General features: G+C 66.4%; 10 protein-coding genes. 4 read left to right on the top strand and 6 right to left on the bottom strand.

Features of this window, described 5'->3' with window-relative positions; translation table 11 throughout:
* Positions 1-30: 30 nt before the first annotated feature.
* Both AC5P6E_RS17280 and AC5P6E_RS17275 read left to right on the top strand, forming a co-directional pair.
* Positions 31-1,026: an aldo/keto reductase gene (locus tag AC5P6E_RS17280; protein WP_010487455.1), complete on the top strand. Its 996-nt coding sequence runs from the start codon at positions 31-33 to the stop codon at positions 1,024-1,026.
* A 175-nt stretch (positions 1,027-1,201) separates the two neighbouring features.
* Positions 1,202-2,629 carry an amino acid permease gene (locus AC5P6E_RS17275; RefSeq protein ID WP_010487453.1) on the top strand — a complete coding sequence of 476 codons (1,428 nt, stop codon included), beginning with the start codon at positions 1,202-1,204 and terminating at the stop codon, positions 2,627-2,629.
* 55 nt (positions 2,630-2,684) lie between these two features.
* Here the strand turns inward: AC5P6E_RS17275 and AC5P6E_RS17270 are convergent, their stop codons facing one another.
* Complete coding sequence (locus AC5P6E_RS17270) at positions 2,685-3,920, bottom strand: dipeptidase (RefSeq protein WP_019336826.1); 1,236 nt, start codon at positions 3,918-3,920, stop codon at positions 2,685-2,687.
* A gap of 138 nt (positions 3,921-4,058) precedes the next feature.
* A complete protein-coding gene (locus AC5P6E_RS17265) occupies positions 4,059-5,228 on the bottom strand; it encodes a class I SAM-dependent rRNA methyltransferase (protein ID WP_010487449.1) in 1,170 nt (389 codons plus the stop codon).
* Between the two features lie 374 nt (positions 5,229-5,602).
* Between AC5P6E_RS17265 and AC5P6E_RS17260 the strand changes: the two genes are divergently transcribed.
* The gene (locus AC5P6E_RS17260) at positions 5,603-6,565 is read left to right on the top strand and encodes a TerC family protein (RefSeq protein WP_010487446.1); all 963 of its coding nucleotides are present in this window, start codon (positions 5,603-5,605) and stop codon (positions 6,563-6,565) included.
* Positions 6,566-6,671: 106 nt separating this feature from the next.
* Positions 6,672-7,442 (top strand): rhomboid family intramembrane serine protease, encoded by a 771-nt coding sequence (locus tag AC5P6E_RS17255; protein ID WP_019336827.1) that lies wholly within the window; start codon positions 6,672-6,674, stop codon positions 7,440-7,442.
* 154 nt (positions 7,443-7,596) lie between these two features.
* Here AC5P6E_RS17255 and AC5P6E_RS17250 read toward each other — a convergent pair whose 3' ends face one another.
* The 4 genes from AC5P6E_RS17250 to AC5P6E_RS17235 all read right to left on the bottom strand — a co-directional run bounded on the left by AC5P6E_RS17250 (position 7,597) and on the right by AC5P6E_RS17235 (position 13,905).
* On the bottom strand, positions 7,597-8,703 hold the full coding sequence (locus AC5P6E_RS17250; RefSeq protein WP_019336828.1) for a glycerophosphodiester phosphodiesterase: 1,107 nt from the start codon (positions 8,701-8,703) through the stop codon (positions 7,597-7,599).
* Between the two features lie 104 nt (positions 8,704-8,807).
* On the bottom strand, positions 8,808-9,725 hold the full coding sequence (locus tag AC5P6E_RS17245) for a BRCT domain-containing protein (RefSeq protein WP_227199920.1): 918 nt from the start codon (positions 9,723-9,725) through the stop codon (positions 8,808-8,810).
* A gap of 154 nt (positions 9,726-9,879) precedes the next feature.
* Positions 9,880-11,229 carry a tRNA uridine-5-carboxymethylaminomethyl(34) synthesis GTPase MnmE gene (gene mnmE, locus AC5P6E_RS17240; RefSeq protein ID WP_010487439.1) on the bottom strand — a complete coding sequence of 450 codons (1,350 nt, stop codon included), beginning with the start codon at positions 11,227-11,229 and terminating at the stop codon, positions 9,880-9,882.
* Positions 11,230-11,232: 3 nt separating this feature from the next.
* Positions 11,233-13,905, bottom strand: coding sequence for a polysaccharide deacetylase family protein (locus AC5P6E_RS17235; RefSeq protein WP_019336830.1), 2,673 nt, complete (start codon positions 13,903-13,905; stop codon positions 11,233-11,235).
* Between the last annotated feature and the right edge of the window lie 107 nt (positions 13,906-14,012).

The following is a 14,012-nucleotide window of genomic DNA, read 5'->3' as shown; positions in this document are numbered from 1 at the left end:
AGGCGTGGCGCCTTCCCCAAGGAGATCCGCATGAAGACCCGTACTCTCGGCCGCGCCGGCCCCACCGTGTCCACCCTCGGCCTGGGCTGCATGGGCATGAGCGCCTACTACGGCGGCCGCGGCAGTGACGATGACGGCATTGCCGTCATCCGGCACGCGCTGGACCGGGGCGTGACCCTGCTCGACACCGCCGATGTGTATGGCCCGCACACCAACGAGGTGCTGGTCGGCCGCGCGATTGCCGGCCGCCGCAACCAGGTGTTCCTGGCCAGCAAGTTCGGTATCGGCCTGGACCCGACCGACCCGAAGGGGCGGCCGGTCAACGGCCACCCGGACTATGTGCAGGCCGCCTGCGAGGCCAGCCTGCGCCGCCTGGGCGTGGACCACATCGACCTGTACTATCAGCACCGCGTCGACCCGACCGTGCCGATCGAGGACACCGTAGGTGCGATGGCACGCCTGGTGGAACAGGGCAAGGTGCGCTGGCTGGGCCTGTCCGAGGCCTCGGCGGCCACCCTCCGCCGTGCCCATGCGGTCCACCCGATCACGGCGGTGCAGAGCGAGTACTCGCTGTGGTCGCGCGATCCGGAGCAGAACGGAGTGCTGGCCACCACGGCGGAACTGGGCATCGGCTTCGTGCCGTATTCGCCGCTGGGCCGTGGCTTCCTGACCGGCGCCATCCGCAGCCCGGACGACTTCGACGCCGACGATTACCGGCGCACCTCGCCCCGCTTCGAAGGCGAAAACTTCCAGCGCAACCTTGCACTGGTGGACACCGTACAGACGCTGGCCGCCGAGCGCGGCATCGCCGCCTCGCAGCTGGCGCTGGCCTGGGTGCTGTCGCGCGGCGAGCACATCGTGCCGATTCCGGGCACGACGCGGCGGGTACGGCTGGACGAGAACCTCGGTGCGCTGCAGGTGGAACTGGATGCGGCCACGCTGGACGCACTGGATGCGGCCTTCCCGCCGCATGCCGCGGCCGGTGAGCGCTATTCGGTCAGCGGCATGGCCAACATCCAGTCGTAGCAGCGGCCGGGACCAATGCACACCGGTGGCTGCCGCCGGATTGTGCCGATTCCGGCAGCCTGGCCGGGGCGCAGCGCGCGCCCCGCTATGCATGACCCCCGTCAGTGGTAATGCTGCGCTGCGTTCGGTCACACTCGGGAACTTGTCGTTCTTAGTCACCCCTTCCGAGGCCTGCATGTCCCTGTTCCGGCGCAAGTCCCTAGATTCCGTCACCGTCCACGAAGCCGGCAGGCGCCTGATCCCCACGCTCAGCTGGCCGCACCTGATCGCGTTGGGCATCGGCGCCATCGTCGGTACCGGCATCTATACGCTGATCGGCGTGGGTGCCAACCTGGCCGGCCCGGCCGTGCTGATCTCCTTCGCCATCGCCGGTGCGGTCTGCGCCTGTGCGGCGCTGTCCTACGCCGAGCTGTCGACGATGATGCCGGCCGCCGGCAGTGCCTACACCTACAGCTACAGCGCGCTGGGCGAAGTGTTCGCCTGGGTGGTGGGCTGGAGCCTGATCCTGGAGTACTCGCTGGTGGTGAGTACGGTGGCGGTGGGCTGGTCCGGCTACTTCGTCGGCTTCCTCGAATGGGTCCATACCCAGTTCGGCTGGAACGTGCACCTGCCGGCCTGGCTGGCGGCCGGCCCGCATGTGGAAGGCGGCATGATCAATCTGCCGGCGATCATCATCACCTGGCTGGTGGCCGGCATGCTGATGGCCGGCACCAAGGAGAGCGCGACGCTCAACGCCATCCTGGTGGTGTTCAAGCTGATCGCGCTGGCCATCTTCGTGGCCGTGGCCCTGCCTGCGTTCGACAGCGCCAACCTGCAGCCGTTCATGCCCTACGGTTTCGCCAAGTCGATGGGCCCTGATGGCGTCGAGCACGGCGTGATGGCGGCAGCGGCCATCATCTTCTTCGCCTTCTACGGCTTCGATGCGATCTCCACCGCCGCCGAGGAAACCAAGAACCCGGGCCGCGACCTGTCGATCGGCATCATCGGTTCGATGATCGGCTGCACCATCGTCTACGTGCTGGTGGCGCTGGCCGCCGTGGGTGCGATGAGCTACGCGGTGTTCGGCCACAGCGCCGAGCCGCTGGCCCTGATCATGCGCCAGCTGGGCCATCCGACCGCGGCGATGGTGATCGGCGTGATTGCGATCATCGCCCTGCCGACCGTGCTGTTGGCCTTCCTGTACGGCCAGAGCCGCATCTTCTTCGTGATGAGCCGCGATGGCCTGCTGCCGCGTCGCCTGTCCAAGGTGAACGCACGTACCGGCACGCCGGTGGCGACCACGCTGTTCACTGCGGTGGTGGTGTCGGCGCTGGCCGGTGTCGCCCGCCTGGACGAGATCGCCGCACTGGCCAACGCCGGTACCCTGGCCGCGTTCACTGCGGTAGGCATCTGCCTGGTGGTGCTGCGCCTGCGCGAGCCCAACCGCGAACGCACGTTCCGTACGCCGCTGGCCTTCGTGGTCGGCCCGCTGGCCGCGCTGGGCTGCATCTACCTGTTCATCAGCCTGCCGCATACCACCCAGCTGTACTTCCTGCTGTGGAACGTGGCCGGCCTGGTGCTGTACTTCCTGTACAGCCGTCGCCATGCGTTGATCGCGAAATAAGGGCGCCGCCGGGCATGGCCCGGCGCCCCTCTGTAGAGTCGAGCACCACTCGACTCTACGGAGCAGCGGCGTACTCCTGCGCCTGGCGCATCACCCGCAGCAGGTTGCCGCCCCAGATGCCGGCAATCTGCTTCTCGGTATAGCCCTTGCGCAGCAGCCACGCGGTGATCTTCGGCAGCTGGCTGACATCGGGCAGGTCACTCAGGCCACCGCCGCCATCCCAGTCCAGGCCAATGCCCACGTGCTCGGGGCCGACCACCTTGAGGATGTGCTCGAAGTGGGCGAAGAAATCGTCCAGGCTGGCATGGCGCACTGGATGCTCGTGGTCCAGCGCCTGCTCGGCCTTCAGCAGGGCAACGCCCTGTTCGATGCCCATGCCTTCCCAGCCACCCAGCTGTTTGCTCAGCGCTTCCTCGGCCTGCTTGCGCTCGGGCGTCTTTGCGGTGTCGATCAGGTAACCGCCATAGGCATTCACCTGGATCACGCCGCCGGCCTTGGCCAGCTTGCGCAGGCGCGCGTCGTCGAGATTGCGCGGGTGGTCGTAGACCGCCTTGGCCGAGCTGTGCGACAGCACGAACGGTACCGGCATCATTGCCAGCAGGTCATCGAACACCGCGTCCGACGCATGTGACTGGTCGATCACGATGCCCAGCTTCACCGCCTGCCGCACCAGCTCCTTGCCGGCCGGGCTAAGTCCTTTCCATTCCGCGCCCTTGGGGTCGGTGGCCGAATCGGCGAACTCGTTGTTGGCGAAATGCACGGTGCTGAGCAGGCGCAGGCCGGCGCGGTGGTAGAACGAGAGCAGGCTGGAATCGGCAACCAGCGGGCTGGCATTTTCCATGCTGATGTAGACCACGCGCTTGCCGGCAGCCTTGATCCGCGCCGCGTCATCGGCGGTCAATGCCAGCGCGAAACGCTCGGGATTGGCGGCCAGCATTTCGCGGATCTCCAGCAGCCGCTGCAGGCCGTGGTCACGCTCGGCCAGATGGGCGGCGGCGGTGCGGTCGCCCTGGTCGGTGTAGATCGCCCAGAAACCGCCGTCCAGCGCGCCTTCGACCATGCGCGGGTAGTCCACCTGCGAGAGCGCGTTGCGGTCGTGGCGCTGCTCGATGTCGAAGCCGCTGCGGCCGAAATTGGCCGGCGTATCCAGATGGCTGTCGAGGGTGACCAGGCGCTGCTGCAGGGCCTTGGCGCGGGCCAGTTCCTGTGCGCTGAACTCGATGGCATGAGCCGACAGCGGCGCGCAGAGCGCCAGGGCAAGCACGACGGACAGGTGGCGCAACGATGGCATGGGCTCTCACCGGCAATGGGAAGAGCCCGACCATAGCGCTGCGGCCGCGCATTGGGTAGCGCCGGGCCACGCCCGGCGGATCTTGAGGCTGTCAGGCAGATCAGCCGAGCATGGGCTCGGCTCTACAGCGTCCCGCGGTCAATCCACCACGCGGCAGAACACAGCCTTCAGGTAACGCGATTCCTGCACGTGGGCCATGAACGGATGGTCCGGACCCGCACCAGCGACCTTCAGGATCTGGATCGTGCGGCCAGAGAAGTAGGCCGCGCGGCGCAGCATGTCGAGGAACTGGTCCTCGGCCACCAGGCCGGTGCACGAGAACGTGGCGAACAGGCCGCCCGGCTTCACCACGCCCAGCGCCAGCTTGTTCATGTCCAGGTACTTCTTCAGCGCGGTGATGACCTGGTCGCGGTCGCGGGTCATCTTCGCCGGGTCCAGGATCACCACGTCGTACTGCTCGCCGCGGTTGGCGGCATCGCGCAGCCACGGGAAGATGTCGGACTGGACGAACTTCGGGCGCACGTTGTTCAGGCGCGAATTGCCCTTGGCGATCTGGATGACGTCTTCATCGATGTCGATGCCGACCACTTCCGAAGCGCCACGCGCCGCCGCATACACGGCGAAACCGCCGGTGTTGCAGCACAGGTCCAGCACGCTCTTGCCTTCCACCTGCTGGCTCAGCCATTCGCGGTTCTCGCGCTGGTCGGCAAAGAAACCGGTCTTGTGCGCACCGGCCGGATCGGCGCGGAACTTGATGCCGTACTCGGTGATCACCGACGCTTCGGTGGTGGTGTTGCCGTGGAAGTCGAAACTTTCCTGCTTCTGCACGTGCTCGTCGGCGAAGCTGTGGAAGCGGCAACCCGGGAACTGCTCGCGCAGGGCGTCGTAGATCCACTCGCGATGGCGGAACATGCCGGCGGCGAAGAACTCGACCACCACCAGATCGCCATAGCGATCGACCACCAGGCCGGACAGGCCGTCGCCTTCGCTGTGCACCACGCGCCAGGCATCGGAGACCGCATCGAGCTTGAGCACCTCACGGCGCAGCGACACCGCCTGGGCGATCTTGCGCGAGAACCAGCCGGCATCGACCGGCACGTTCTGATCGGTTTCGAGGATGCGCACGGCGATGCGCGAGTGCCCGTTGTAGAACCCGCGGCCAATGAACTCACCATCGATGCCGACCACGTCGACGATGGAACCGGGCTTGGGCCGGACGGTCGGCTTCTCGACCAGTTTCTGGAAGATCCACGGGTGGCTGGAACGCCACGCATTCTTGAGGCGGACAATCGGAAGGGGGGTATTCATCCACCTATTGTAAACCGGGCGCCGGGGTCAGATTCCCGTAGGGGCTCTGCCCCCCGGCCGGTATGCCAACCAAGGTTGGCATCTACCAGAGCGGGGGTGCGGAGCCCGGTTGGGGACTCGACCCCAGTGCAGGGGCATTTGACGGCGGCCCGGCCAGGCCGCAGAATCGGCGTCAGAAGGGGAGTAGCTCCCAGACGTTGTCGCCGTCATTTCGAGCCCGCAGGCTCCGGTGCAACGGCAGTTCCAGCCGACTGGAACTGCGAGCGAGACCTTCGCCGTACTGGCGAAGCTCTGTCCCTGGATCCCCCTCCCGATCCTCCGTTGCAGATCCTCGCCGTCCGGCCTGGCATTCATCTTTCCAACGGACATTCCCAATGCAGACGATCGGTAACGTGTGGTTGTGGGGCGGCTTCGCAGCGGTGGTGGTCATCGCCCTGCTGGTCGACCTCGTGTTGATGCGCCATGGTGGACCGCACAAGGTCACCTTCAAGGAGGCCCTGTGGTGGTCCATCGGCTGGGTTGCGCTGGCCCTGCTGTTCAATGCGGGCCTCTGGTACTACCTGAATGAGACTGCCGGCCAGGTAGTGGCCAACAAGGTCGGCCTCGAGTTCCTGACCGGATACCTGGTCGAAAAGGCGCTGGCGGTCGACAACATCTTTGTCTTCCTGATGATCATGAGCTACTTCGCGGTGCCGGAGGAACAGCGCCAGAAGGTGCTGATCATCGGCATCCTGGGCGCGATCGTGCTGCGTACGATCATGATCTTCGCCGGCAGCGTGCTGATCAGCCAGTTCCATTGGCTGCTCTACGTGTTCGGTGCCTTCCTGCTGTTCACCGGCTGGAAGATGTGGTTCGCCGCCGGCCAGGAGCCGGACCTGGAGACCAACCCGGCCCTGCGCTGGATGCGTAAGCACCTGCGCCTGCTGCCGGACTACGCGGGCAACGCGCTGAGCGTGAAGCGTGATGGCGTGCGCTGGTTCACCCCGCTGTTCGCGGTGCTGATCCTGATCGCGGTCACCGACGTGATCTTCGCGGTGGACAGCATCCCGGCGATCTTCGCGATCACCACCGACCCGTTCATCGTGCTCACCTCCAACGTGTTCGCGGTGCTGGGCCTGCGTGCGATGTTCTTCCTGCTGGCCGGCATGGCCGACCGCTTCCACCTGCTGCCGTATGGCCTGGCGCTGGTGCTGGGCTTCATCGGCATCAAGATGATGATCATCGACCTGTTCAAGATCCCGACCCCGGTGTCGCTGGGCGTGGTCGCGGTGATCATCGCCGCCACCGTGGTGCTGAGCCTGAAGTACCCGCCGAAGGAAGGCGAAGGCCAGGCCTGAGCCTGAGCCGCTGGATGACGCGGCCGGTGGGATTGTCCCGCCGGCCGTTTCCACTCTCCCGCTGCGGTGGCCTTGGTTTCACGCCAACCACCGCCATTGCTGAGGTATGGACAACAACGCGCCCCTGCCCGCTGGCGACGTGCCGGCCCCCCGCAATGACCGCTCGCGCATCCTGCGGGCGTTCAATGCCAGCCTGGCCGCCGTGCTGGTGCTGGTGGCCGTGTTCGCGCTGCAGGGCACGTTCGACTGGCGACCGTGGGCGGTCGCGCCGCTGGAAGCCAAGGGCCTGCTTGGCCTGATCGGCGGCCCGATGCTGCATGCCTCGGTCGAGCACATCGTCGCCAACAGCATTGCGATCCTGATCCTCGGCACGCTGGCCGGCAGCGTCTACCCGAAAGCCACCGTTCGCGCGCTGCCCCTGCTGTGGCTGGGCTCGGGCATCGGCGCGTGGATGCTTGGCAATCCGGGCAGCGTGCACCTGGGCGCCAGTGGCGTGACCCATGGCCTGATGTTCCTGCTGGCCAGCCTGGGCCTGCTGCGCCGCGATCGCGCGGCGATTGCCACCGGCCTGATCGGCATGCTGTTCTACGGCGGCATGCTGATGACCATCCTGCCGCACGCCGACGGCGTGTCCTGGCAGTCGCACATGGGCGGCGCCTTCGCCGGCATCATCGCCGCGCTGCTGTTCCGCAATGCCGACCCGCTGCCGCCGCGCCCGCGCTACAGCTGGGAAGACGAGGAAGAAGACATCGAACCGCTGCCCGACGACGAGCTGGAGCCGCCGTCACCGCAGCGCGTGCCGGTGCTGTGGCAGCCGCGCGAAGGCCAGGACTACGTGGTGATCCCGTTCCGCCGGCCGGACGAGCCGCGCAGCTAGGTGACGGTAGTGCCGGCCGCTGGCCGGCAACCTCATGACCCAGTAGTGGCCGACCTTGGTCGGCGCGGTTGTTGTGTGCCAACCAAGGTTGGCACCTACCGGAGCACACCGGCACCCCGGGTAGCGCCGGCCCATGCCCGGCGGCGTTGATCGCTCAGTTCCCTGCCGCGCCCGTGCCATCCACCGCCTGCCTGCCCAGTGCCGGGTCGTCGGTGAAGAAGGCATCGATGCCGGTGGCCAGGTAGGCACGCATTTCGGCGATCGATCCCTCTGCATTGCGCGCGTTGTCGGCCCCCTTGCGCAGGTTGCTGGCCTGGAAGCGGTTCTCCGGGCGGAAGGTGTACGGAATCACCATCAGGCCCACCGCATGCGCATCGCGCACCAGCGTGGTCGGCGTGCCCAGTGCGCCCTTGTCATCCAGCGGAATGATCGAGCGCAGCTCCGGGCCGATGCTGTCGGCGTAGCTGGCGATATCCTTCAATCCGGCCGGCGTTATCATCTGCGCGTAGGTCAGCGTGCCACCGGCCTTGGCGATGTCGGCCGGCTGGGTGTCGCCCTTCCACAGCAGCTGCAGCAGGCGGATGTTGCTGCCACGCGGGATCTTGCCGCGCAGGTAACGCAGGTTGGCGGTCTCGAACGACTGGATGGTGACCGGGCCGACGTTGGTATAGGCGTTGCCGCGCAGCGCGGCCAGCAGCTTGTCTTCCATCGGCAGGCCGATCGACTGGAAGTAGGTCGGGTGCTTGATCTCCGGCACCAGTCCGATGCCGCGGTTGGCGCGGCCGGCCTGCTGGACCAGGAAGGCCAGGATCTCGTCCAGGCTGGCGATGCGGAACTGGCCGTCGTAGGCGGTGCTGCGCAGCTCCGGCAGGCGCTCGCGCGCGTACAGGGTCTTCAGCTCGGCCAGGGTGAAGTCTTCGGTGAACCAGCCGTCGACCTTCTGCCCGTCGATGACCTTGCTGGTGCGGCGGCTGGCGAACTCCGGATGCGAGGCGACGTCGGTGGTGCCACCGATCTCGTTCTCGTGGCGGGCCACCATCACCCCGTCCTTGGTCATCACCAGGTCCGGTTCGATGTAGTCGGCGCCATCGGCGATCGCCTGGGCGTAGGCCGCCAGGGTGTGCTCCGGCAACAGCGCGCTTGCGCCGCGATGGCCGTAGACCGACACCTTGGGCGCGGCCGGGGTGGAGGATTCAGCACTCATGGCCACCGATGGTGCCACGGCCAGCGACAACAGCAACGCACAACCCCACGACTTCACTGCGACTTCCCCAAGCGGTATGTGATGGGCGTCAGTATGCGGCGGCAATGTGACAGGTGGGGGACCTGGGATCGGATCCCCGAAGGGGCTCCGATCCCGCGTCTTCAATCGACCAAGGCGTCATGGAAATCGCGTTCGTGAACGATCATGATCCGCAGTCCTTCCTTGCGCAGTTCCACTGCGCGTTCCACCTTGCGGCCGTAGCAGGCGTAGCTCCAGCAAGGGTTTCCCTCAGCGCCAATCACCAGGTAGTCAACCTTTTTCGAAGGTGCACTGTGCACCCGCCCTCCTCGCGCCGTTACCAGCGCCTGGATATCGGCACGCGACCCTCGGGACGATGCACCCGTAAAGCAGAATCCCCTCTCCTCGAAATGGATCTCGGGAGCCACCGCACAAAGCCCGACCAGACTACCGGCGATCTGCAACGACGGATCGGTCAAGGTGCGGTCATCGCCGAGGACGACGAACTCGCTGAAGAACTGGCGAAGCAGATCTTGTTCCTGCGCATCCACCACACCATCAGCCAGTACCTTGGCTACGAGGTGTCCGATTTCGTCGTACGGCCAGCATCCCTGTAGATGGGAATGCTCATCCATCCAGTCCGAAAGACCACGCAGCTCGGCCTCTGAAATCTGGCCATCAGCGATTATTCCGCCCAGTACGGCATGAAGTCGCTGGAGATCTGCTGTGGTGGCATTGACCCGATCACTTGAGCACATCCGGTCGATCAACCATCGCAGATCCTCCGCCGCATCTTCATCCATGCGACCTTCGCCAAGTGAGCGCTCGAGCACAGGCATCAGCTCAGTGAACGGATGCTGCTGGCGCTGATGCAAATGATCCTGGATCCAGTGCGCCAAGAAGCGACGCTCATCGGCGTTGATCTCTCTGTCAATGGAGATCCCTTCGATGATGCCCGCCAGTGAGTTCAACGCACGAGTGAGCTGCGCCGGGCTTGTGAAGTGAACGTAGGAAACATGGTCCGGATGCATCCGCAATTCCTTTGCCTGAATTTCCTGCACGCTAGCTCGGTCGGCGCCGGTACTCAAGACGTACCGGACAAGACTCCGGAGTATTGGAGCTGATCACGTCATTTCACGGGGTCAGAGGCCCTTCGCGGATCTGACCCCGAGTTGCTGAGACCTAAAGCAGCCGAGCATGGGCTCGGCTCTACAGTTACTTCCCGATGCAGAAACTGGAGAAGATCCTTCCAAGCAGGTCATCGGCACTCATCTGCCCGGTGATCTCGCCCAGCGCGTCATGCGCCAGCCGTAGTTCCTCAGCAGCCAGTTCCAGGTGCTCATGCGCCAGCTCGCCATCGGCGCGCTGCGCGTGTTCCTGCGCACGCTCGATTGCATCCACATGCCGCGTGCGCGCCGAGAACTCGCCATCCACCTGCTCCCCTGCCCCGGCCGATGCGATCGAACGCAGGCGCGCGTGCAGATCCTCCAGGCCGGCACCGGTCGCAGCGGAGACGAACACGCGGTCCGGATCGTCCAGCGCCGGCAGCACATCGAGCAGATCCGATTTGTTGTGGATGTAGACCTTGTGCGGCACCGCTGCCACGGCCTCGCCCAGCGCGGCTTCACCCGCCGCCGGATCGCGCGCATCCAGCACGATCAGGGCCAGGTCGGTGCGCTCGATCTCCACATGGGCGCGGCGCATGCCTTCGCGTTCGATGGCGTCACCGCCGTCGCGCAGGCCGGCGGTGTCGACCAGGGTCAGTTCCAGGCCATCCAGGCGGATGGTCTCGCGCAGGGTGTCGCGGGTGGTGCCGGCGATGTCGGTAACGATGGCGCGTTCGCTGCCGGCCAGTGCGTTCAGCAGTGAGCTCTTGCCGGCATTCGGCGGACCGATCAGCACGGCATGCAGGCCATCGCGCAGGCGGCGGCCACGTTCGGCGTCGCGGCGCAGCAGGGCCAGGTCGCTGCGCGCCTGTTCCAGGCCACGCCGCACCTGCGCGCCGCCGAGGGTATCCAGCGGTTCGTCGGCGAAGTCGATGGCCGCTTCCACATGGATGCGCAGCAGCACCAGCTGCTCGACCACGGCGTCGATGCGGCGCGAGAACACGCCGTCCAGCGAGCGACGTGCCGCGCGCGCCGCGCGGTTGTCGCCGGCCGCGATCAGGTCGGCGATGGCTTCGGCCTGGGCCAGGTCGAGCTTGCCGTTGAGGAACGCGCGTTCGCTGAACTCGCCCGGCCGCGCCTGGCGCGCACCGAGCGCGATGCAGCGCGCGACCAGTTGCTGCAGCAGGACCGGACTGCCGTGGCCCTGCAGTTCCACCACCTCTTCGCCGGTGAAGCTGTTCGGTGCCGGGAACCACAGCACGATGCCATCGTCGATGACCTCGCCATCGGCGTCGCGCAGGCGTGCGTAGTGCGCATGGCGCGGGCGCAGTGCAGGCGCACCCAACGCGTTGGCGATGGCCGCTGCGCGCGGACCGGACAGGCGCAGCAGGCCGACACCGCCCGCGCCGGGGGCACTGGCGATGGCCACGATGGTATCGGCGCGGATTGCATCATTCATGGCTCAGAGTTTCTCCAGCTGCGCCCGTGCCTGCGCGGCACCACTGCCCTGCGGCTGCAGCGCCAGGTAGGTGGTGTAGGCCTGCTTCGCCTTCGCCTTGTCGCCTGCGTTGAAGTAGGCATCGCCCAGGTTGAGATAGGCCACGGCGCGCGAGGGGTCGATCTTCAGTGTGTTCTCCAGCCAGCGCGCCGCTTCGGCATAGCGCTGCTGGCGGTAGTAGACGAAGCCGAGGTTGTTGGCGGCCTGGGCGAAGTCCGGACGCAGCTTCAGTGCCTCGGTGAACTGGGCTACCGCTTCGTCGTACTGCTTCTCGCGGTACAGCTGCAGGCCGCGGTCATTGGCCTGCTGCGCGCGCTGGCGGTCGGAGGCCGGGCCGGCGGTGGGCACCACCAGCTTGGCCTTGCCGCCCTGCAGGTCGGCCACCGTCACCGGCGCCTGGCTGCCCTTGGCTTCGCTGGCGGCTTCAACCTTGTTGTTCAGTGCGATTGCATCGGCGGTCAGCTGGCGCGTATCGGCGTTGAGGAATTCCTGGCTGTCGGGCACCTGGAACACGAACTCACCACCCTGCGAACCCGGCAGGCTGCCGAAGGCCGGGGTCTGGTGCGAAACGGCTGAGACGGCCGGCGCCACGTAGGCGGCCAGTTCGGTACCGGTGATCAGGCCATCGCCGTTGAGATCGCCCTTGCCAGCCAGCGCCTGCAACAGCACCCAGGTGAACACCGAGTGGCCGTTCGGGCCGGCATCGGCCACCTGCTGGTCGGCGCCGCCGGCGGTCAGCATCTGCCGTGCGCTGCGACGAGCGTTCTCGCGCAGGAACGACGACGAAGAAGGGCCACCACGGGTCAGGCCCAGGCCGCTGTAGCAGGCATCCATCACGAACATCACGTGCTTGGCCTGCATGCTCTCGGCAATGTTCTGGATGTCGGTCATTGCGATGGCGTCGGTGGCGAACTCCTTCGGGTCCGAATCGACCGGAATGATGTAGCCCAGGTCACGCCCGGAGGCGAGCTGGCGGGTGGCGCCGTGGCCGGCAAAGAACACGAACACGCGGTCGTTCTTTCCGGTGCGGTCATCGGCCAGGCGGTCGTGGAAGGCGGCCAGGATGTTGTTGCGCGTGGCCTGCTCGTTCTTCAGTACGATCACCTGCGAAGACGGGAAGCCGAACTGCCCGGTCAGGGTATCGGCCACCGCCTGCGCATCGTGGCTGGCGTATTCCAGCTTTGGCCACTTGGCGTAGTTGTCGATGCCGACCACGATCGCCCACGACTTCTCGTAGCCGGTGGTGACGGTGGCGGGGCTGGTGTCACCCTTGCGCGCGCGGGCGACGGTGAAGTCGCGGCCATTCCACCCGGCGAACTGGTAGCCATCGGCAATCAGCCGGTCAAGGATCTGCGGCAGCGCCTTCACCGCACGGTCGTGGATGTCATGGAACAGGATGATGCCGCGCTGTTCCTTGTTCACCTGGTCGAGCACGCGCTGCACGATCGATTCCGGCACCGGGTCGGCCCAGTCCATCGAATCGATGTTCCACATGATCGACTTCAACCCGGCTTCGTTGAGCAGCTGCAGGCCTTCGGCATTACGCGCGCCATAGGGGAAGCGGAACAGCGGCGCGCGCTTGCTGTCGACATCCTTCAGCAGCGTGTCGGTGTCCAGCACCTGCTGGCGCAGCGCATCGCCGGTGGTACGCGACAGCTGCGCATGGGTCAGGCTGTGGTTGCCGACGGCGTAGCCCTCTTCCATCAGGTTGCGGCTGATCTTCGCCATCGGCCCGAGGCTGACCTTGCCGTCGGTCTCGACCTTGCCGAGGTTGCGGCCGACCTCGAAGAACACGGCCGGTACGTCGTAGCGCTTGAGGATGGCCACCACTTCATCGGTATAGGCTTTGTGCGGGCCATCGTCGAAGGTCAGCACCACCGTCTTCGGCGGCAGGTCGCGGCCGAAGATCTCGCGTTCGCTGTCCTTCATCGACATCGGGTACGGCTCGATCACGCCGTAGTCGCGCAGGATCGCTTCGCGGCTGTAGTGCTTGTGCAGGTGCGCGATGTAGTCGTCCCACTTCTCGCGCTTCAGTTCGATGGCACGGGTGCGCTCGAAGCGGCTGAAGATGCGGGTCAGTTCCTGGTTGTAGTTACGCTCGATCTCGTCCAGCGCCTCCAGGTCTTCGCCGATGCGCTGGTGCAGCTTCACTGCCGGCAGCGACGAATCGGTGCCGACGCGCTCATGCAGATCGCGCAGCACTTCTCGGAAGGCCAAGCGGTCGGCGTCGAACAGCTCCGGCGCCGATTCGATGTAGTCCAGCACGGTGCCGAGGGTGGCGAAGCGCTGCGGGCTGCTACCACGCAGCAGCGTGTCGAACTGCGCGGCAATGGCGCTGCGCTGTTCCAGGCCGTCGTGGAACAGCTGCTGGCCGATGCGGGTGGAGGTGCTGCGATCGGCCGCCGACTGCTGTTCCTCATCGGCCAGCAGCACGACGATCCGGCGATAGCCATCGAGCTGCTTCTGCAGCGCGGCCAGCAACGGCGCCGCGGCCGGATCGGCGGCGGCCGCGGCCTGCGCGCTGGGCTGGGTGACGGTGGTCGCCGGCGCCTTCGCATCCTTGTCGCCACAACCGGCAACGACCAGGGTCAACAACAGCGAGGGCAGGAACAGGCGGAACGACGACGCACGCGGCATGGCGGACTCGATGGATGCAGGATCGGTGTGCCGGCGATTCTAACGCCGGATGCGAAAAGCCCGCCTTGCGGCGGGCTTCTACTGGGGTCAGCCGGCCAGCGGTCGGC

This window comes from Stenotrophomonas sp. YJH_SMC_16, assembly GCF_059367875.1.
The sequence above is the reverse complement of the archived record's forward strand: the minus strand, read 5'-3'. Positions and strand labels throughout refer to the sequence as shown.